The organism is Citrobacter sp. KTE151 (assembly GCF_000398845.1).
GTDB lineage: Bacteria > Pseudomonadota > Gammaproteobacteria > Enterobacterales > Enterobacteriaceae > Citrobacter > Citrobacter braakii.
Window position 1 is genome coordinate 707,006 of the sequence record NZ_KB976064.1, and the last position, 20,301, is coordinate 727,306.

General features: G+C 48.2%; 18 protein-coding genes. All 18 read right to left on the reverse strand.

Annotated features, from left to right (window positions below; translation table 11 throughout):
- Window positions 1–18: 18 nt before the first annotated feature.
- Complete coding sequence (locus WC7_RS11270; protein WP_016153575.1) at window positions 19–1,434, reverse strand: mannose-1-phosphate guanylyltransferase/mannose-6-phosphate isomerase; 1,416 nt, start codon at window positions 1,432–1,434, stop codon at window positions 19–21.
- Between the two features lie 382 nt (window positions 1,435–1,816).
- Entirely contained in the window at window positions 1,817–2,707 is an 891-nt protein-coding gene (galF, locus tag WC7_RS11265) for a GalU regulator GalF (RefSeq protein ID WP_016153576.1), read from the reverse strand.
- 164 nt (window positions 2,708–2,871) lie between these two features.
- Window positions 2,872–4,266 (reverse strand): colanic acid biosynthesis protein WcaM, encoded by a 1,395-nt coding sequence (gene wcaM, locus WC7_RS11260; RefSeq protein WP_016153577.1) that lies wholly within the window; start codon window positions 4,264–4,266, stop codon window positions 2,872–2,874.
- A gap of 11 nt (window positions 4,267–4,277) precedes the next feature.
- Complete coding sequence (wcaL, locus tag WC7_RS11255; protein WP_016153578.1) at window positions 4,278–5,498, reverse strand: colanic acid biosynthesis glycosyltransferase WcaL; 1,221 nt, start codon at window positions 5,496–5,498, stop codon at window positions 4,278–4,280.
- Entirely contained in the window at window positions 5,495–6,775 is a 1,281-nt protein-coding gene (gene wcaK / locus WC7_RS11250) for a colanic acid biosynthesis pyruvyl transferase WcaK (protein ID WP_016153579.1), read from the reverse strand. Before wcaK ends, wcaL begins: the two co-directional genes overlap by 4 nt.
- A 23-nt stretch (window positions 6,776–6,798) precedes the next feature.
- Window positions 6,799–8,277, reverse strand: coding sequence for a colanic acid undecaprenyl disphosphate flippase WzxC (gene wzxC, locus WC7_RS11245; protein ID WP_016153580.1), 1,479 nt, complete (start codon window positions 8,275–8,277; stop codon window positions 6,799–6,801).
- 1 nt (window position 8,278) lies between these two features.
- Window positions 8,279–9,673: an undecaprenyl-phosphate glucose phosphotransferase gene (gene wcaJ, locus WC7_RS11240; protein WP_016153581.1), complete on the reverse strand. Its 1,395-nt coding sequence runs from the start codon at window positions 9,671–9,673 to the stop codon at window positions 8,279–8,281.
- A 296-nt stretch (window positions 9,674–9,969) separates the two neighbouring features.
- On the reverse strand, window positions 9,970–11,412 hold the full coding sequence (cpsB, locus tag WC7_RS11235; protein WP_016153582.1) for a mannose-1-phosphate guanyltransferase: 1,443 nt from the start codon (window positions 11,410–11,412) through the stop codon (window positions 9,970–9,972).
- Window positions 11,399–12,640, reverse strand: a complete 1,242-nt coding sequence (locus WC7_RS11230; RefSeq protein WP_016153583.1) for a WcaI family glycosyltransferase — start codon at window positions 12,638–12,640, stop codon at window positions 11,399–11,401. The genes cpsB and WC7_RS11230 overlap by 14 nt, the downstream gene beginning before the upstream one ends.
- Window positions 12,637–13,116 (reverse strand): GDP-mannose mannosyl hydrolase, encoded by a 480-nt coding sequence (locus WC7_RS11225; RefSeq protein ID WP_016153584.1) that lies wholly within the window; start codon window positions 13,114–13,116, stop codon window positions 12,637–12,639. The genes WC7_RS11230 and WC7_RS11225 overlap by 4 nt, the downstream gene beginning before the upstream one ends.
- Window positions 13,116–14,084 carry a GDP-L-fucose synthase gene (locus WC7_RS11220; protein WP_016153585.1) on the reverse strand — a complete coding sequence of 323 codons (969 nt, stop codon included), beginning with the start codon at window positions 14,082–14,084 and terminating at the stop codon, window positions 13,116–13,118. The genes WC7_RS11225 and WC7_RS11220 overlap by 1 nt, the downstream gene beginning before the upstream one ends.
- Window positions 14,085–14,086: 2 nt before the next feature.
- On the reverse strand, window positions 14,087–15,208 hold the full coding sequence (gene gmd, locus WC7_RS11215; RefSeq protein WP_016153586.1) for a GDP-mannose 4,6-dehydratase: 1,122 nt from the start codon (window positions 15,206–15,208) through the stop codon (window positions 14,087–14,089).
- A 24-nt stretch (window positions 15,209–15,232) separates the two neighbouring features.
- A complete protein-coding gene (wcaF, locus tag WC7_RS11210) occupies window positions 15,233–15,787 on the reverse strand; it encodes a colanic acid biosynthesis acetyltransferase WcaF (protein WP_016153587.1) in 555 nt (184 codons plus the stop codon).
- A 9-nt stretch (window positions 15,788–15,796) separates the two neighbouring features.
- A complete protein-coding gene (wcaE, locus tag WC7_RS11205; RefSeq protein ID WP_016153588.1) occupies window positions 15,797–16,543 on the reverse strand; it encodes a colanic acid biosynthesis glycosyltransferase WcaE in 747 nt (248 codons plus the stop codon).
- 5 nt (window positions 16,544–16,548) lie between these two features.
- A complete protein-coding gene (gene wcaD, locus WC7_RS11200; protein ID WP_016153589.1) occupies window positions 16,549–17,766 on the reverse strand; it encodes a colanic acid polymerase WcaD in 1,218 nt (405 codons plus the stop codon).
- On the reverse strand, window positions 17,741–18,958 hold the full coding sequence (gene wcaC / locus WC7_RS11195; RefSeq protein WP_016153590.1) for a colanic acid biosynthesis glycosyltransferase WcaC: 1,218 nt from the start codon (window positions 18,956–18,958) through the stop codon (window positions 17,741–17,743). The genes wcaD and wcaC overlap by 26 nt, the downstream gene beginning before the upstream one ends.
- Complete coding sequence (gene wcaB, locus WC7_RS11190; RefSeq protein WP_016153591.1) at window positions 18,955–19,443, reverse strand: colanic acid biosynthesis acetyltransferase WcaB; 489 nt, start codon at window positions 19,441–19,443, stop codon at window positions 18,955–18,957. The genes wcaC and wcaB overlap by 4 nt, the downstream gene beginning before the upstream one ends.
- 2 nt (window positions 19,444–19,445) lie before the next feature.
- A complete protein-coding gene (gene wcaA, locus WC7_RS11185; protein ID WP_016153592.1) occupies window positions 19,446–20,288 on the reverse strand; it encodes a colanic acid biosynthesis glycosyltransferase WcaA in 843 nt (280 codons plus the stop codon).
- Between the last annotated feature and the right edge of the window lie 13 nt (window positions 20,289–20,301).

Consider the following 20,301-nt stretch of genomic DNA (forward strand, 5'->3'; position numbering starts at 1 on the left):
TCTTTATACCTTCAAAAATTAGCAACGACCATACTGGTCTTTAATACGAATAATGTCGTCATCCCCTAAATAGGAGCCGGATTGGATCTCAAGCAGTTCCAATGGAATCTTGCCCGGATTTTCCAGTCGATGTTGTGCTCCGATGGGAATAAAGGTTGATTGGTTTTCAGTCAACAGGAATTTCTGATCTTTAATTGTCACTTCACCGGTGCCAGAAAGCACAACCCAGTGTTCGGTCCGGTGATGATGCATCTGCATTGAGAATGCCGCGCCAGGTTTAACGGTAATACGGTTTACATTGAAGCGTTCGGTCTGTACAACAACATCGCATCGTCCCCATGGGCGATATATTTCTCGATGACGTTTATACTCACTGCGATGATTGGCTTTGAGATATTCAACAACTTTCTTGACATCCTGTACCTGATCCTTATCGACGACCAGTACGGCATCTTTTGTATTAATGATTACCAGATTATCAACGCCAATAGCTGCAACCAATTTTTCATCCGTGTTGATATAGCAATTGTTTGCATTATGCATGAAGGTATCGCCCGTCAGCACATTACCTTTTTTATCTTTAGGACTTACTTCCCATAATGCTGACCAGGAACCCACATCACTCCAGTCAGCATCAAGTCCGACTACGACAGCATCTGTTGTTTTTTCCATGACCGCGTAATCCACTGACTCATCCGGACAAGCGATAAACAGATCACGGTCAATCTTGATAAACTCATCGCTATCTTTGCAACCACGGATAGCCGCCTTGCAGGACTCAAGTATATCAGGTCTGAATTTTTCCAGCTCTTCAAGATATTTCTTCGCACGGAACATGAACATTCCGCTATTCCAGTAATATTCTCCAGAGGCTAAATAACTTTCCGCAGTTTCTTTGTTCGGTTTTTCTACGAAACGGCTGACCTGGTAAGCGATATTCTCGCCAAGGACTTCTTCCTGGCCGCGATGAATATAGCCATAACCTGTTTCTGCACCAGTTGGTACAATCCCAAATGTGACAAGGCGCCCCTGCATGGCAAATTTAAATGCTGACTTTACAGCCTGGTGGAATGCCGGCTTATTGTTAATTATGTGATCTGCGGCTAATACCAGAAGAATTGGATCATCACCATTCTCTATTGCACTTAATGCTGCCAGCGCTATTGCTGGCGCAGTATTGCGGCCAACGGGTTCAAGAATGATATTATGCGAGAGCTTATTAATTTGTCTTAGTTGCTCGGCAACTAGAAATCTGTGTTCCTGATTGCAAATGACTACCGGTTCCCGTGCATCGACATCATCCAGGCGGAGCACTGTTTCTTGCAGCATTGAACGCTGTCCATACAAGCGAAGAAACTGTTTTGGGTAGAGCTCGCGCGACATCGGCCATAAACGACTACCGGTACCACCGGCCATTATCACAGGAAGTAACATCTTAGGTCCTTAAATATCAATGCGTTATACTAAACCAACGAAAGAGTTTCATCGTAGCTCAATGACAAATGGGCACGCTACCGCACTGGCTCTACAGCTACCAGGGCACTGCTCATTTTATGTTGGGCAAACAAATTGCTGATAACCCTCAACGAATTAAGGAATATCTCGACCGAATATTCTCTTATTTATTCACTGTGTAGACAAGAAAAATGTCCTACGGCGGACCTGTAATTTCTTACCGATCTACCTTTTTTAGTATTTGAAATTTATAAAAAAACAGTTGTAGCAGCATGCTGCGGGTATCAGACAAATCATTACTCTTTACATATACTACTGCGATACCCGGTTCAAATCGTAGGCAATGAAAGTAGCAGTGGCATTAGCTCAGCAGTTTTAAAATTTGATCCCTGAACTTCGGGCCCTCTTTCAGGTTGCGCAGTCCGTACTTTACAAACGCCTGCATATATCCCATTTTTTTACCGCAATCGTAGCTGTCGCCAGTCATCAGCATCGCATCAACAGACTGTTTTTTCGCCAGCTCAGCAATAGCATCCGTCAACTGAATACGCCCCCAGGCACCTGGCTGGGTATGCTCCAGTTCTGCCCAGATATCAGCAGAAAGCACGTAGCGCCCTACTGCCATCAGATCGGAATCCAGAGTCTGCGGCTGGTCTGGTTTTTCAATGAATTCAACAATACGGCTGACTTTGCCTTCATTATCTAAAGGCTCTTTGGTCTGAATAACAGAGTACTCAGACAGATCGCCTTCCATACGCTTAGCCAGCACCTGACAACGCCCGGTTTCATTAAAACGAGCAACCATGGCAGCCAGGTTGTAGCGCAGCGGATCCGCGCTCGCTGTATCAAGAACCACATCAGGTAATACGACGACGAAAGGGTTATCCCCAACAATTGGACGAGCACAAAGAATTGAATGACCCAGGCCCAGTAACTGAGCCTGACGAACGTTCATAATAGTCACGCCAGGAGGACAGATAGACTGCACCTCGGCTAATAGCTGGCGCTTAACACGCTGCTCAAGCAACGATTCGAGTTCGTAAGAGGTGTCGAAGTGGTTCTCAACCGCGTTCTTAGACGCATGAGTCACCAGCACGATTTCTTTGATACCTGCAGCTACAATTTCGTCGACAATGTATTGAATCATCGGCTTGTCTACGATCGGTAGCATCTCTTTAGGGATTGCCTTCGTGGCAGGCAACATGTGCATCCCCAGACCTGCTACCGGAATAACTGCTTTCAAATTAATCATTAAGTCATTCACCTATTCAATTGTTGCTGAATTATAGCTTTTTAGCTTGTTTTAGCCAGTATGAATTACATTACTCCGATGCAGCGTATGTTACGCCGCTTAACTTCGCAATGCAGTAATCTTAATCCCAGGGAGTGTCACTTTAGCCAGGAATGGTCGCAAAGTTACCGCTCCCGTCCCGGGAGTCGAAAATTCACCGCTTCGACATTCACCACCTGATGGTTTACCCGGTCGATGTCAACTGAGCTTTGCCCGGTTTCGTTTACCGCATGGACATTCGCCAGCGAGAGTAATGTGTCCTGTTTTGCCATAAACTTGCCGCGCACATCCTGACGGAGATCGAAGTGCATCTTAAGTGCGGGTCCCGTCGCGGATTGCTGCATAACCCTGATGTTACGTAAAAAAAGGTGCTGTGGTTGGTTATGCAACTCAAGCGTGGCACGTTTCATCTCCACATTGGTAATCGCCACAAATGAAGTCGCATTACCAGAGGAGATCTGAATACCGCGCAATTTGTATTCACGTTTCGTGTTATCCAGATGGATATTATTTAACTTAAAGTTTTGTGGAATGGATAAATAACGCCCTTTGATTACGCCGTAACCAATGAGCATACCTGCGCTATTCTCCATATTGATATTATCAATTACGAAATTATCACATCCGTAAATAGCGACCGTCGCATTATCAATGCCCGCTTTCTTACTCAAATCCGGGGTGATATTTCGCGCGGTAATATTACGAATAATAAAGTGTTTGCCGTTCTCCACATGGACTAACTGTCGGCAGTCGGTGCCGGTGATGTTCGCTACCACAAAGTTTTTTACCGCCAGTTCATCGGGATAGCTATTGTCATAGGTACTCCCCGCCAGACCTATGCCAATGCCCCAGTTCACGTTGCCGTTAGTACAGTTGATACGTTCAATGACATGGTCAGAAATGAGGATGTTGCTGTCGTTTATCGCAACATTCCACTCGATAGCATCACCCTGTAAATCGCTAAAACGGCTGTTCGTGATCTTTACGCCGTCCATTCGATTATGAAAACCCTGACGCAAAATGCCATAGTTAGCACGCGTGACGGTAATATCATCGATAATCAGATTACGCATCAGCCTCGAGGTTTTACCGCCGATATAGATTTGCGTCACCGGACCGAAACCGCTCATGGCAATCCCTTTTATCACACAGTCCGACCCCCGCACATCGAGGGTAACGTTCCTCAGGCTCCCGCCCTGCTCGCCCATCACCTTGCATCCATCCTGCAGAACAAAACGCCCACGGCCATTGCCACTTATTCGCCCTTGCAGGAGTAGCGTTTTGCCTGGTGGGATAACGATGGCGGTATTGAGATCCTTACATTCCAGCCCTGTTGGTACGACGACCGTTTGTCCTTCTTTGAACGCCTGCCTGAAAGAGGCCACCCAATCCTGTGGGTTGTAATCCTGAATGTTGACGCTGCCCGGTGATTCTAGCGCCTGAACAACGGGAGAATGCAGCACGACAAGCGCAGAACCTGCCGCCAGAAAAGTACGGCGTGAGAGTTTTTTCTCTGACATACAACCTCGATTTACATCGTTTGCAGCAGACTGGCTAACTGTTTATTGATCGCTAACTGATTAAATTCAGCTGCAATTTTTTCTCGCGCGCACTGCACAATCGGCTGCACCTGCTCACTGTCGAGCAGGCTAAATGCCGCTAATCGCTCGGCCAGCGCCTGCGCATCGTTTTCCGGTACCAGCCAGCCAGACTTGCCCGACTCGACCAGTTCAGGGATCCCACTATGGACGGTGGAAATCACCGGGATGCCCACCGCCATCGCCTCCATCAGCGCCACCGGGATCCCCTCCATATCGCCATCCCTTCCGGTAATTGAGGGCAGCACAAAAACATCGGCCTGCTCAAGCATTTCCTTCACCTGATGACTGGGTTTAAAGCCTGGCATCTCAATCACATCATCAAGTTGATATTGCTCAATTAGCGTACGCAGACGACGCTCCCAGGGGCCAATGCCAAGGATGCGATAACGGAATGCAACGCCCTGCTCTTTCAACTGACGACAAGCTTCGATGGCGACGTGCAGTCCTTTTTTCTCAGTTAACCGGGCGACAGAGATAATCTCCAGCGGTGCGGCTGGCGATTTCAACTGGCGGGGCGTAAAGCGCGTCATATCGATTCCCATGCGCGAGACCGCGATTTTTTGCGGCGGGCATCCCATGTTTTTTAAACGTCCGGCCCAGAGGTTGCTGATAGGTAACATCAAATCCCCACGTTCAAACAGCTGCTGATATTCAGGGGTGTAGTGGGCAAGCACATCCCGATGCGAAACATCAATGCCGTGAAATACCGTGGCGATTTTGCCGCGGATCATCCCTAGCTCACGCAGCTTGGCGGCCGTTACGCCTGCGGGTCCAAAATGAGCGATAAACACATCCGCTTCAAACGCCCGCGGGTTCGCGCCACAAATGGCCGCCAAAATCAGATTGCGCGCCTCATCGCCATAGCGTGAAACATTCAGCGCTTTCCAGGTGGCTGAGCGGGTAATACCGCGCAGGGCCGCCACTGCCCTATACTTAAGCTTCGCCAGTTTGCTGTTCGGCTCATTCAGTAACCAGCGCGTTTTTTCACCCAGACGGTAGGTATTAAATGAAGCATGGGTATTTTCAAGATCGCCCTTGTGCAACGCGATAATTTCCACGTCGTAGCCCATGTCGATAAATGCGGTAATCTGATTGAGTACAAAGGTCTCGGATGAGAGCGGAAATTTAAGCAGGAAAAAGCCAACCTTCATTTTTCCCCCTCAATACGCGTTAAAACCGATTGCACCATGTTCACCCCACGTTCACGCTCACGCCTAACCGCATCGCCGAGACGTATGTTCAGCTCAGGTAGCTGTCCGAGAGCATCGGCGACCTTTCCTTCCAGGCTGCCCTCGAGCAGATGGCGAATATCGACGGCCATCTCTGCTAACCCCAGTTGTTGCATGATACCTGCCGATTTATGCTCATAATTAATGGCGATGGCTGGCGTCATAAAATTCATCGAGATGATGGCCGAGTGTAAACGAGTCCCCACCGTCAGATCGCATGTAGCCAAAATTTTCCCCATCTCCAGGTCGTTGAGTTCATCCATCACCACGTGATAACGGCCCGGGTCGTTAATATACTGGCGCAGGTTCAACGCCACCATGCGGTCATCTTTGTTGTAACTATCAATACCGGTACAGGTTGACAGCGCTATCACCTGGTAACCTTCATCAAGGATGCGGTTTACTACCCCGGCAAAGGCTTGCTCATAGGCCTGCTGCGTTGTCCCCAGACGCTTATCAAAAGGAGCCAGCTCACGCAGAGTAATGGCAACGGTCTTCTGTTTTGCCGCCATGTGTAACCAGTGCTGCACGGCATAACCAGGCTCATAATCCTCATCATGGTTGTTTACCAGCCAAGCGGTATCTACCCCGGTTTCGACTTTATCCGTGTTTATTGCACTGCGCTTCATCAGATCCAGACTGACGGATTCACGCAAAATCAATGCATTACAGTGTCCAAAAACGTAGTTCGCCAGTTGATTAAACTGTTCATCCTGGAATGGCCCCACACTGTGGCCAATCATGTACAGCGGTTTTTTCGCCATAAACGTACACAGGGCATGTTCAAACTGCGGTACGCCATACAGATCGACAAAAAACGATCCGCCGACCTGGATAATGGCGTCGTAGCGCGACAGCAGACGAACAAAATCGGTAAACCCCTGGGCGATCGCGATATTGCGCAGATTACCGGAATCGGTGACACGCGAGAGCAGCACCTGATGCTGATAGCGACGACGCAGCACTTTCTTCACGCGTCCCATAACGCCCGCAGCATTATTGTGTTGCTTCATCTGCGAATACAGCGGATCGCCCATCACCGGGCGGTTCAGCAACCATGAAGAACTCACCGGATAACGGCTCATAACATCCACTTCAGTCTCAGGACGCAACGCGTTAATGGCATCCAGCAAACCGCGCAGAATCGCGCTATCCCCACGGTTCCCACAGGTATGGTTGCCTAAAATTAATAGTTTCATTATGACCTCTTAAAGCGTTGTTCTTATCCTGCACGAAGCAAGGTTTTCATTTTTTCACTGCGGCAGAGCTGGCGTTTTATTTCCACCACTAACGGATGGCGCGACACCACAATCATCGCCGCAAACGCCAGCGCTCCTGCCGCTACCTGGATCCCCAGCAACGCACCTGGCGACAGTTGGCTGCGCAGCATTACGTCCAGCGCATAGCTCACCACAAGGGTAGGTAAAGAGAGATATAACGGCAGCCACAGACTGAGCATGTACTGGCGGTAGCTGGAGCCAAGAACAGGTTTGATCATCACGAAGTAACTGAGGATCGTGTTAATCACCTGGACCAGCAAAAAGCCCAGCGTCACGCCAATCGCCCCAGCCTGATGACCACCGATGAAAATGGCGGGAATAAACAGAAAGGTTTTGAACACATTGAATTTGAAGCTGATATCGACCCGTGCTTTCGCCATCAGCAGTGAACCGATCGGATTCCCCACAGAGCGCAGCAGTCCAACAATGCACAGCAGTTGCAAGACGGGAATAATACCGTTCCACTTCTCGCCAAATACCAGCGGCACCACATTGTTCGACACCACCATCAATCCCAGTAGTACCGGGAAGTTGATGATCCCGACCACCGACAGCAGCTTGTAAAAATTCACCCGTAGCTTTTCACTATCGTCCTTAATTTTGGCAAACGCCGGAAACAGGACACGGGTAATAATCGGGTTCAGTTTGATCGGGGGAACAACCGCCACGTTCCAGGCGAGATTGAATCCGCCCGCCACGCCAGCGCCCAACGTTCTGGCTAAAACCAGCGTGGAAAGGTTGGTATTGAGGTAATTGATAATGCTGTCTGCCGTCAGCCACGCACCAAAACGCAGGTTCGACGAAACGGATGCCAGCGAAAAATGCAGTCCCGGACGGTAAATCCGGCGACCAAAATAGCCGAACAGCAGCGTTCGTAACGTACTGTTCACCAGATACCCGAGAATGGCCGTCAGCGCGAGCGGCCAGAAATGGGCGCTGACCACGGTAAAGGTAAAACCGGCCAACACCGAACTGGTTTCAATCATGCCAATTTTGTTGAAGGCCAGCTCTTTTTGCATCAGCGCGCGAAACTGCTGCCCGTGCGGTATCACCACAAACGCCAGCGATAAGGTTTTGATGAGTGGCGCCAGTTCGGGATTATTGAGCACGCTGGCAATCGTCCCGCTAAGCAGAAACATCACCACACATACCACCATACCCAGCCCAACGTTGAGCCAGTACAGCGTAGTCAGCTCAAGATAACCGATGTCTTTGCGCTGAATAATTGAATTGGCGATACCGAAATCCGACAGCGTATCGGCCAGCGCAATGATCACCAGCGACACGGTTAACAACCCAAACTGGTGGTTATCAATAATCCGCGCCAGGACGGTCATCTGGATAAGTCCCAGACCAATAATAATCACCGTAGCAATCGCCGACCACTTTGCGCCATTAAGCGTTTTTTCTCGTAAGCTCATGTTAATACGCCGCTTTGTTCACAAAGCCTTTGAATACCGTCAGAAAAACAATTTTGATATCGAACCACACGCTCCACTCGCGAATGTATTCGAGGTCAAACTCCACACGTTTTTCCATTTTTTCCAGCGTATCGGTTTCACCGCGCCAGCCGTTGATTTGCGCCCAGCCGGTAATGCCCGGTTTCACCTTATGGCGTAACATGTACCCCTCGATCAGTTGGCGGTACTGTTCGTTATGCGCCACCGCATGCGGACGTGGGCCGACGATAGACATCCCTCCGGTCAGGACGTTAATAAACTGCGGCAGTTCATCGAGCGACGTCCGGCGCAGGAAATTTCCCACAGGGGTAACGCGCGGATCGTTTTGCGTCGCCTGCGTCACCACCGCGTCGTTCTCCATCACTTTCATCGAGCGAAATTTCCAGACTTTGATCGGCTTCCCGTCCATGCCATAGCGGGTCTGGCGGAAAATCACCGGACCTTTGGAGGTCAGTTTTACCAGCAGCGCAATACCACACAGCACCGGGGAAATAAGCAGCAGGATCAGTGAAGCCAGCACGATATCTTCCGCGCGCTTTAACAGGCGATTAATCCCCGAAAGCGGCGTGTCATACAGCGGCACTACCGGAACGCCGTTCATCTCTTCAATCCGTGAATGCAGAATATTGAAGGTAAAGACATCAGGAATGAGGATCACCGAGCAGGTGGTGTCGGCCAACTCACGCACCAGTTTTTTTACGCTGGCGCCATCGCTCATCGACATGGCGATATAAACGTTATGAATGCGTGAAGCTTTGGCGTCGTCCACCAGTTGTTGCAGATTACCGGCCCAGTCGCGGGAGTTTTTTCCAGGGATTGGGTCGTGATAGACCCCCGCCACTTCAAATCCCAGCCACGGTTCATGGCGAAAACTGTCCAGCAGCATTTGTCCGGCGGGCAGGTCGCCAGCCACCGCCACCCGGCGGGTGTTATAACCACGATTACGCAGCCACCCCGCACCGTAGCGAATAAACGAACGACTCAACACCAGGCCGACGCTTGAAAGCAGATACCATGCCAGCCAGACGGCGAGACGGTTATCGAAATCGTTATTAAAGGCGATCAGACCTGCGCTAAAAATCAGACTCAGCGTCCAGTTTTGTAGTAACAGCACCAGCTCAGTGGAAATTTTGACGCCGCGCCAGGAGCGATAAAAATCCGTTATGCCACCGAGCATCTGAAAAACGACCAGCGTGATCAGCGCCACCAGCAGGTGCATATACAGGAAAGGCAAACTGCTTAATTCGCAGATCACCCACAACCCGCCAAACATGATGGTGATATCTGAAAAGCGTTGCACCATCGAAATTAACGACGCATTGGTTTTGGCGCGTTCGCGCTTTTTTAGATGTGTCATCGTGGTTCCTGTTAGTCACCCTTTGCCCATAAGCGGGCAAAGGAAGCACCGGCGTTACTGATTTAGTAACGCCAGAAGAGTGCGCGTTCGCGCGTTCAGGTATGCACCACCAACCGCCCTGTAACGAGTATCACAAGTGGTAACACGGGTTATTTGGCTCATGTGCTCTCCTTCTTCAGGTAGCAGTTAGCCCCGAACTGATTATCTAAATAAATTAGCGACAAAGGCTAAACACTGTTTTTTTATTTCATAATAAGTTCACATGAAGTCAGTAAAAAGAAATGAATAATTCATTTCTATATATGCTCATGATGTGTAGAAAACCTCACAATATCATCCTCCTCAAGATAGACACCAGAACGAACCTCGATCATCTCAAGTGGTACTTTTCCTGGGTTTTCAAGGCAATGAAAGGTTCCCTGAGGAATATATATTGATTGATTTTCACTTAATAACTGTACTTCATCACGGATCGTAACTTTTGCGGTTCCCGCAACAATAATCCAGTGTTCTGCACGATGATGGTGCATACGTAATGCAAAGCCCTGGCCGGGTTTCACGGTTATTCTTTTAACCTGATAACGATCGCCTTCATCGATAGAGTCATATTTCCCCCAAGGTCTAAAAACCTCCCGATGAATATGATGTTCCGAGCGACCATCTGCCTGAATTTGTGTAACGATTTTTTTGACATCTTGTACATCTGTTTTATTTGCGATTAATACTGCATCTTTAGTTTGGACGACAATCAAATCTTTTACACCAACGGTTGCTACCAAGCCTGACTCTGCATAGACATAGCTGTTCTCTGTATTATGGTCAATGACATCACCATGATAAACATTGCCTTCTTCATTACGATTGCTAATTTCCCAAAGTGATGACCATGAACCCACATCGCTCCAGCCAACGTTCATAGGCAGAACCACAGCATCGGTAGTTTTCTCCATAACGGCATAGTCGATCGACTCCTCCGGACAAGCATGGAAATCTTCCCGGCCGACACGGATAAAATCATTGTCTAACTCAGCGTTATCCATAGCCAACAAGCAAGCCTGCAGAATATCCGGGCGATATTTTTCAAGCTCTTCAAGATAGCGCCGGGCCTGGAATAAAAACATACCGCTATTCCAGTAATACTCACCGGCGGAGATATATCTTTCAGCAGTTTCAAGATCAGGTTTTTCAACAAAGGCATCAACGTTGAAAGCAACCGAATCAACTTTAGTCTGTGTACTGCTGACTCCCCCGCGACGAATATAGCCATATCCTGTTTCTGGAGCATCTGGAACAATCCCAAATGTAACAAGCTTACCTTTTTCGGCTAATGGAATCGCTGATATTACTGCATCGTGGAAATGTTTATTTTCTTCAATAATATGGTCTGCAGCCAAAATCAATAACAATGGATTTTGATCTGGGTTATTATTACACGCGGCAATTGCCGCTAGCGCAATTGCCGGTGCCGTATTACGTGCCAGAGGTTCCAGAATGATATTACCGGTTAACTGCCCTATATCTTGCAACTGCTCCGCAACAATAAATCTGTGCTTTTCATTGCATATAACTAATGGTGGAAAACAGTTGAGTCCATTCAATCGACAAATAGTCGATTGCAGCATCGAACTTTCCCCATCCAGGCGTAAAAACTGTTTTGGATATAATGTTCTGGATAATGGCCACAAACGGCTTCCTGAACCACCTGCGATAATTACCGGATGAATGTTATTCTGACTCATATGTCACCCCCTTAAGATTATTAATAAACTGATTTAAGACGTTATTTTTCTCAAGCGCAGATTGTGCATATGCTTGAGCTATTGTATTTTTTTTAGGCATAGCTAATGCCACAGCAATGCCATCGACAAGTAGTCCAACAGACTCTGGTTCAATCCGGACCGCAATACCGGGATAATTCATGCAAAATTGACCAAGTTCAGTATGTATCTCAGCGGTAATAACGGCATTCCCCCCCGCTGCTAAAATATTTGTCAATTTCGAAGGAAGGACTGCATCTGCAGCACCACGCCTTTGAATAACTAAATGGCAATCAGCTAATCTTAATAAGGCTGGCAATAATTCATAAGATTGCAATGGATAGAATTTAACATTCATCAAGGAACGTTGCAGAACCATTTGTTCCATCTTGAATTTCTCGCCCCCTTGACCAACAATAACGTATAACCATGGTTTATGTTGGGTCGATGCGGCAGCCTCAACGATATTTTCCACTCCCTGTTTTTCGCCAATATTACCTGAATACAGGATAATTTTTTTCTCTCTGGGTAAACCGAGCTTCTGCCGTATTTTCTCTACAACAGTACTATCCACTTGGCTAAATCTTTCCACTTCAGACCAATTGGGAAAAAAGATCAGTTTTTTTGAGGAAACGCCTTTATCCTGTGCTCTTTTCATCATGGATTGAGAGATGGTTGAAACACTATCGACATTTAACAAAGCGTCGCGCTCAAACACCTTTGCCAACCGGGCCAGCATTCCTAAATGCGGTTCAGAAGCGAGTCCCAGCCCTAACATAGCATCGACTTCAAAGTCCTGGATATGCAAGATTGTTCGGGAACCAGACAGTTTTGCTAGTAGGCGCATCGCTGGGGTACAAAACAATGTGGGTACCACACCAATTATGTACTCAGGCTTCCATCGATACTGCGCCAACAACGGAAAAAAGCTGCTCAAGGCGAAACTGCATAAGTGCAATAAACGTTTGAGTGTTGACGGTTGCTTAGGGACATACAATGGACAACGCCAGACAGTAATCTCCCCAATTTCCCGACAATAGCGCCAAGAAGAATAAGGCTTATTCACTTTCCAGTTCGGGTAATATGGTGGAGCAGTAACAACGCGGACATCATGTCCCTGACGAACCATCCACTCCACCATCTCACCAGTATACTTCCCAATCCCGGTCAATTCAGGCGAGTAATTGATACCATACACCAGAATTTTCATATACCCTGCACCTGTTCTTCTCTGAACGGATTGAAATATGCTTGAGAATTTGTATGTACATTGCTATCTGCATTCAATTCATCTGGTTTTTCCCATCGCCACGTATCATGCTGCTTTGAAGGTAAAACTAATGTACTGGCATTAATACTCAGTCGATAACCCAATACTATATAATGGGTAGAAAAAGATGAACCAGAGAAATTATCATCATAGAAATGTTGCCAGACCCCAAAAAATCGCCCATCGGTAATTGAAAATTTCCGTCCTAATTCCTCTTCTGTTAAACGCATAAAAGCTAGTTCCAGGGTTTCATCTTTTAATACTCTACCACCAGGAACAAACCAATACCCCTTAGCTGGTCGATGAGTCCTTTTTCCGACTAAAAACTCTCCAAACTCATTCTCAATGATAAAGTCGAGTGAGATAAGTGGTGTTGAACGCACCACATTAGCGAATTCTCCTTTACTAAGGAACATTATTCCCCCCGATAACACTGCTGATTTTCAAGAAACCAGTGATAAGTATTAACTAACCCTTGTTCCAATCCAATTTCATGATGCCACCCTAGTCTTCTCAGACGACTAATATCAAGCAGTTTACGTGGAGTACCATCTGGTTTAGAGGAATCGAAAATAATATCACCACGAAAACCCACTACCTTAGCAATTGCATGAGAGAGTTCGCGAATAGTACAATCCTCACCCGTTCCTACATTGACATGAGAAAGCATTGGTTCGGTATTTTCTTGCCATACTTCATTATCCAGCTCCATGACATGGATACTGGCAGCCGCCATATCATCTACATGCAAGAACTCTCGCATTGGTCTGCCACTCCCCCAAACCTCAACATATTTTTCATCTCTCAGCGTGGCTTCATGAAAACGGCGTAATAAAGCGGGTATAACGTGGGAGTTTTCTCTATGAAAATTATCATTTGGTCCATAAAGATTAGTAGGCATTACCGAGCGGTAATCCCGACGATACTGGCGATTATATGACTCACATAGTTTTATCCCCGCAATTTTAGCTATGGCATAAGGTTCATTGGTTGGCTCAAGTGAACCTTGAAGCAATTCACTCTCTTTAATTGGCTGTTGCGAAAATTTAGGATAAATGCATGACGACCCCAAAAACAATAACTTCCCAACATTAGAGTTGTGGGCGGCATGCAAAATATTACTTTCCATCATCATATTTTCATAAATAAAATCAGATGGATAATTGTTATTAGCCATAATCCCACCCACCTTTGCTGCAGCAAGATAAACCTGATCAATATGTTCACTGGTAAAGAAATCATTAACCGATTTTGTGTCTAATAAATTTAACTGCTCACGATTACGGGTGATCAACTCTATATCGTCACGCTGCGCGAGTTGTCGATAAATAGCAGACCCCACCATTCCACGATGCCCCGCAATATAAACACGTTTTTTCATCATTATTAGCTCTCCTGTGCAATAAAAACATCGTAACCGTGCGACTTCAGCAGGGAATGCTTCTTCGCTGCTTCAAGATCGTTGGCAACCATTTCCGAGATCATCTGGCGCAACGTGATTTCCGGCTTCCAGCCCAGTTTTTCATGTGCTTTGGCCGGATCGCCCAGCAGCGTTTCCACCTCTGCCGGACGGAAATAGCGCGGATCGACGGCAATCATGACATCCCCAGGTTTCACACCCGGCGCGTCGTGTCCGGTTACGGAAACCACAATGCCTTTCTCATTCACGCCCTCGCCTTCAAAGCGCAATTTAATCCCCAACTGAGCGGCGGCCATTTCCACAAACTGGCGCACGGAATACTGCACGCCGGTGGCAATCACGAAATCTTCCGGCTTGTCCTGCTGCAGCATCATCCACTGCATCCTGACGTAATCTTTGGCATGCCCCCAGTCACGCAGCGAATCCATATTGCCCAGGTACAGGCAAGACTCCAGCCCCTGCGCGATGTTGGCGATCGCACGCGTAATTTTGCGCGTGACAAAGGTTTCGCCGCGGCGCGGAGATTCGTGGTTAAACAGAATGCCGTTACAGGCATACATACCGTAAGATTCGCGGTAGTTGACGGTTATCCAGTAGGCGTACAGCTTGGCAACGGCATACGGCGAGCGCGGGTAGAACGGCGTGCTCTCTTTCTGCGGAATTTCCTGTACCAGGCCGTACAGTTCAGAGGTGGAAGCCTGATAAAAACGGGTCTTCTTTTCCAGCCCGAGGAAGCGGATAGCTTCCAGCAAACGCAAGGTGCCGATAGCATCGACATCCGCGGTGTATTCCGGTGAATCAAACGACACCGCGACATGACTCATGGCGCCGAGGTTATAGACCTCATCCGGTTGCACTTCCTGTAAAATACGGGTCAGGTTGGAGGAGTCCGTCAAATCGCCATAGTGCAGATGGAATTTGGGATTGCCCGAATGCGGATCCTGATAGATGTGGTCCACTCGTTCGGTGTTGAATGATGAAGCGCGGCGCTTAATACCGTGTACTTCATACCCTTTTTCCAGCAGGAACTCTGCCAGGTAAGAACCATCCTGCCCGGTTACGCCAGTGATGAGAGCGACTTTTGACATGTTATTACCTCTTAAATGATCCCCTCAGGGAGTAACTTTCTCGACGCGTTCGCGTGTGACTATTGCGGGATTTCCCCGACAAACGACATTGGCTGGCAGCGATTTAAATACACTGCTGCGTGCTCCGACGACGGTGCCATCGCCAATCGTCACGCCAGGCGCGACAAAGACATCTGTCGCCAGCCAGCATTTATCACCAACTACAATTGGTGTGGCGTTAATATCAAAATGTTGACTGGCATAATCATGACTCCCGGTGCATAAATAACTTTTTTGCGAAATAACCGCGTGCGCACCAATCGTAATATCACCCAGCGTATATAAAACCGCGTCATCACCCACCCAGGAATAATCTCCCAGGGTTAATTTCCACGGATAAGTAATTTTTACTGAAGGTCGAATAACTACGTTTTTTCCTATTTTTGCGCCAAACATTCGCAATAAAAACGCACGCCAGCGATACATTACCTGTGGGGACCAGCGAAATAATGTGGCTTGCACTGCCCACCATAATTGCACTTTAATGGCACCGCCGCCGCGAAAACCTCCCGGCACGTTGAAGCCGCTTAAATCCTGCATAATGTACCCTTACGCTTTTCCATATAAGGTTTTTGTTTTACCAGTTGTGCGCAGACGTAAATATTCTGACAACCCGGTCCAAAAACCTGGCATGTGTAATATCTGGCGCTGTACCTTTTTTGCATCCCGGCACAATTCCAGATTATTCGTCGTTGACACCCCACCCATGGAAAACTCTGACACCAGCCCGCTCAGCTTTTTAAACGCGTAACCTGACTTGTATAATTTGGCTGCCAGCGCGTAATCAGACGATATCTTATATTGCAAATCATAGCGCCAGACATTCAGTCCAGAGAGAGGAAAGAAGATTGCCTGATGGCTGGCGGGAAGGCTGTGATAAATATACCAACCCGGCTTGGCCCGCCGCTTAATTTTGTTCCCATTACCGAAATCCAGCAACGCATCGCCAATGACCATCGCTTTATCGCTCTGCGTTTTTAGCTGGCGGATAAAATGAGCCGCATCTGCATGCAGAATATCCCCGGAGTTGAGGAACAGCGCAAACCGCCCGCGCGCCATAGCGATACCTTTGTTCATTGCTTCATAAATGCCCTTATCCGGCTCGCTGACAAACCGTAACCGGTGCTCTCCACTGAGCCCTTCAAGAAAGGCCGAGGTACCGTCAGAGGAGCCGCCATCAACAACAATCCACTCAAAACTGATATCACCCGCCTGCGCCAGATGAGCTAACGACGCGTGAGTTTTGACGATCCCTTCCAGATTACGAAAGGCGACGGTAATAATACTGAGCAGCATGCGTTCTACCTCGCTATATTCAGCGCCTTGCGCAAAATAAACGGACATACAATTAAAAATGCGTATTCCGGACTAAATACTGAACCTGTAAAAAACAGCGACAGCGGCGTAAAAAGATAAAGCTGCACCCGATAATTCTGATTATCACCAAACGCATTGATCATCATCTTCATGACTTTCCCCATGTACCACAGGGCTAATATCACCGCGAACCATGAGAAATAAATAATCAGCAGATACAAGCCATTGTCTATCGTTTTACCAACATCTGCACCGTTAAAAATTCCGAATGACGCAACATATTCATAAAGTGAGCCGAATCTCACTACCCCATCAACGTTAAGTAATGAATAACCGACCATTACTAATGGTCCCACGATACGATAATACGATGATGAGCCTTCAGTTCCTAAATCTCCAAGCCGTGTCGCGATGTACGGAAACGCAAATATCACACCAACAACAAACACGCTTAATGAGATTATCGCCAGCGGCAACTTCTTTTTTATCGCATCTTTATTCAGATACTGGAACGCCCACTCCAGGAGGTAAAACAAAATAAATGTCATTACCCCTGAAAACGATCCTGATAATATTATCCCTGCCAGAATCATAGCATCGGACTTAGGCGTTTTGATACCAAACTGTTTGATACTGAGCCAAATTGAGATTAACGCCAGAGCGAAGAATGCCGGTTCGAAATAGAGTGCAGTGGTACGCTTCCCGCCAAACTTAATAAAGTTCAGAACATAGCTATTACTGTAAATAAGATATTTCGAAATAACTTCCATTAAACTGCTGCCACCACTAAGAATTATCTGCGCCATTTCCACCGCAGCTAACCCCACCACCAGGCCCACAACCAGCCAGAAAAAACGCAAGATCTTAATGTAGTTATGCGGCGAAATGGTTTTGAAGCGAATACTCCACACCATACCGATAATCACCACGGTATAGACAAACAGCATTGCGGACGTCACGTACTTGCTGGCATCCAGTGATTGTCCGAACAGATAGTTAAACGCCGTCAGTCCGCCCCCCACGCCCAGCGCAATCATTAATTTTTTAATATTGATGCGCTCGACAAACAGCAACAGCAGAACGGGCAAGAACGTGACGATAGTTATCGGGAAGCTCTCGCCAAGCTGGGCGAGTTTGACGTTAACCAGCAGATAAAGCAGCGGTAGCACCAGGTAGCTACAGATTCTGATAGAACGAGACATACTCCTCCAGCATCTGTTGCCCACTGTATGCCACCCGGCTGCGCTGGCTGAACGCGGCAAGCGACGTGTCAAATACCGCCTGCGCAATGTCTGATCTTTTCAGTTGCACCAGGTGCAAAACATCCGCTTCGCTGAACGTTTTGCCGCCCGATTTCGCCAGTACTTCCTGCGCGGCATCGCTGTGCGTAGCAATCACCGGTACGCCGATGGAAAGCGCTTCGCACAGAATCAGCGGGTAGTTATCAACGCGCGAGCTGAACACCAGCCCATCCATCTCGTTAAGCGCGCTCATCAACGTGCGCTTATCGCTCTCAAACCCGTGATTGATGACGTTATCCCCGACAAACGGAGAAAATTTGCCGAAGGTATGCAGCTCAATTTTGTCTCCGAGCGCAATCATCGCTCGCACCAGTTGCTGACTGGTTTTACCGTCATAGCGCAGGTCATGGGCCACTACGGCGATTTTCGGTCTGCCGCTTTCCTCATGCTTAGCGGGAAGTTCGGCAAGAATGGCTTCCGTTGCCACATCGATGCCGTTGTTAATAATGCGGCAACGACCGGCGCCATACAGACTGTTGAATGCGTCGGCCACATGCTGACTGGGCGAGATGAACTGGCAGCCCAGCGCCAGCATGGCGCGAAACATCTGCCGTTTACCAGGCAACTGTTGATGGGCTTTATCGATTTTTACCGGCGGATAGTTACTGAGTGTTGGACATTTCTGACAGCCCGTTTTCCAGCTTTCGCAGCCATCGGTAAAGGCACAGCGCCCGGTCACACTCCAGTGATCGTGCAGCGTCCAGACGAAGGTGATATCCGGTTTATGCGCCTTTACTTTTTGGCAAAAGGCGACCACCTCTTCCAGATTCAACCAGTAGCTGTGCAACACATGAAAATGCAGTACCAGCGGGCCGGAAGTGCGGGTAACCGTACGGTACAACTTGTCGAGATTGCCAAACATGTCGCGGTTCGCGAAACGAAACAGCGCAATGTTCGCCGCCGACGTCAGACGCGGCGTATGTTTGATAACCTGCGGGTAATTCGCATGGCTGACGCTTTTCTTACCGCCTTTGCCATAGCCGTAGACAAAACGCGATGACAGCCCTTTCTCCAGCGCCCTCAGATGCAAATCTAACGCCACGCCTGCCGCCCCGCCTTCTGCGAGTCGCACATTAAACTGTAATATCTTCATTTTATTACCTTCACCCGTGCCTTCTCGCCCACGACTAACGTATTGTCCGGGATGCTATCCACTACGACGCTCCCGGCGCCAATCGTCACGTTATCGCCAATGGCAACGCCGCCAAGCAGAGTGACATTGGCTCCCAGCTCAACGCCGTTACCGATGACCGGACAGGACAGATCGTTGCCGCCAAGATTGCCGATGGTGACGCCGTGGCGCAGGGTGAAATCATCCCCCGCCACCACGTGTTTATTGATCACCACCCCATAGCCATGATGGATGGTGAAACGACGACCAATAGATGCAGCGGCCTGGATTTCATAGCCAAACACGCATTCAGTGATAAGGCGATACATCACCAGCACCGGCGCCGCCCACAGGTTGTTCAAGACATTTTTTTTACGCCAGACGGAGCAAAAATGGGCAATCCGATAGGCCGCCACCATGCAGCAGGGTCGCAGACTCCAGCCGTTCGCGCGTAAATCTTCCAGCATACTTAGCGTCCTCGCAGTCCGTCGGCCAGGCGCTTACTATTGCGAACAGAAAGCAGCGTCAGCAACGTGCGCCAGTTCATCCGTTTATTGCGGATCTGGTAGAGGGTAAACAGCTGGTATTTCTTGCTGGCCCGGTCAAATTTGCCTTTGTGCTTACGGTAGAACTGAAAGTAGCCGGAGAATTTATGCGGGGATGAGGTAATACGCATTTCACCGTGATTCACATGCAGGATCTGCGTTGCCTCTTTTACCTTCCACGGTTTGCCATACGCCACCACCATACGCAGGAAAATGTCATAATCCTGCGCCGCTTTCAGCGTGGTATCGAACAGGCATGCTTTAAACCGCCAGGCCCAGGTAAACACCTGATTACCAATAATATTGCGCTTATAAAATTTACGGCGTGAATAAACGGCCTTCGGATAGAGCGGCAAACTGGTCGGCTGCGAATATACTTCGCCTTCACAGACATAGTCATTGGCATACAGAAACGCCCGCGTCACCAGATGATGGCGATAATTGAGAAATACGCTCAGGCGGTTCGGCGTCCATTCATCATCATCATCAATACCCGTAATATATTGCCCACTGGCCTGCATGATGGCCTGATTACGCACCGCACAGGCTCCGGAGTTAGTGGGATTACGCGTATACGACACACGCGGATCGTTGAGCTCTTCAACAAATTGCTGCAGTTGCTCATACGAGGAAGAGCAATCATCCACAATGATCATCTCCCAGTGAGGATAGTCCTGGCGCAGTACCGATTTAATCGCCCGGATGGCCAGTTGCTGACGGTTCCAGGTGGGCATATAAATTGAAATTAGCGGGTTGTCTGTCGTCATTTTCGTTTCCCAG

Coding starts and splice junctions, on each gene's coding strand:
- WC7_RS11270 (WP_016153575.1), bottom strand. CDS start 1,434: ATGTTACTTCCTGTGATAATGGCCGGTGGTACCGGTAGTCGTTTATGG.
- galF (WP_016153576.1), bottom strand. CDS start 2,707: ATGATTAATTTGAAAGCAGTTATTCCGGTAGCAGGTCTGGGGATGCAC.
- wcaM (WP_016153577.1), bottom strand. CDS start 4,266: ATGTCAGAGAAAAAACTCTCACGCCGTACTTTTCTGGCGGCAGGTTCT.
- wcaL (WP_016153578.1), bottom strand. CDS start 5,498: ATGAAGGTTGGCTTTTTCCTGCTTAAATTTCCGCTCTCATCCGAGACC.
- wcaK (WP_016153579.1), bottom strand. CDS start 6,775: ATGAAACTATTAATTTTAGGCAACCATACCTGTGGGAACCGTGGGGAT.
- wzxC (WP_016153580.1), bottom strand. CDS start 8,277: ATGAGCTTACGAGAAAAAACGCTTAATGGCGCAAAGTGGTCGGCGATT.
- wcaJ (WP_016153581.1), bottom strand. CDS start 9,673: ATGACACATCTAAAAAAGCGCGAACGCGCCAAAACCAATGCGTCGTTA.
- cpsB (WP_016153582.1), bottom strand. CDS start 11,412: ATGAGTCAGAATAACATTCATCCGGTAATTATCGCAGGTGGTTCAGGA.
- WC7_RS11230 (WP_016153583.1), bottom strand. CDS start 12,640: ATGAAAATTCTGGTGTATGGTATCAATTACTCGCCTGAATTGACCGGG.
- WC7_RS11225 (WP_016153584.1), bottom strand. CDS start 13,116: ATGTTCCTTAGTAAAGGAGAATTCGCTAATGTGGTGCGTTCAACACCA.
- WC7_RS11220 (WP_016153585.1), bottom strand. CDS start 14,084: ATGATGAAAAAACGTGTTTATATTGCGGGGCATCGTGGAATGGTGGGG.
- gmd (WP_016153586.1), bottom strand. CDS start 15,208: ATGTCAAAAGTCGCTCTCATCACTGGCGTAACCGGGCAGGATGGTTCT.
- wcaF (WP_016153587.1), bottom strand. CDS start 15,787: ATGCAGGATTTAAGCGGCTTCAACGTGCCGGGAGGTTTTCGCGGCGGC.
- wcaE (WP_016153588.1), bottom strand. CDS start 16,543: ATGCTGCTCAGTATTATTACCGTCGCCTTTCGTAATCTGGAAGGGATC.
- wcaD (WP_016153589.1), bottom strand. CDS start 17,766: ATGTCTCGTTCTATCAGAATCTGTAGCTACCTGGTGCTACCGCTGCTT.
- wcaC (WP_016153590.1), bottom strand. CDS start 18,958: ATGAAGATATTACAGTTTAATGTGCGACTCGCAGAAGGCGGGGCGGCA.
- wcaB (WP_016153591.1), bottom strand. CDS start 19,443: ATGCTGGAAGATTTACGCGCGAACGGCTGGAGTCTGCGACCCTGCTGC.
- wcaA (WP_016153592.1), bottom strand. CDS start 20,288: ATGACGACAGACAACCCGCTAATTTCAATTTATATGCCCACCTGGAAC.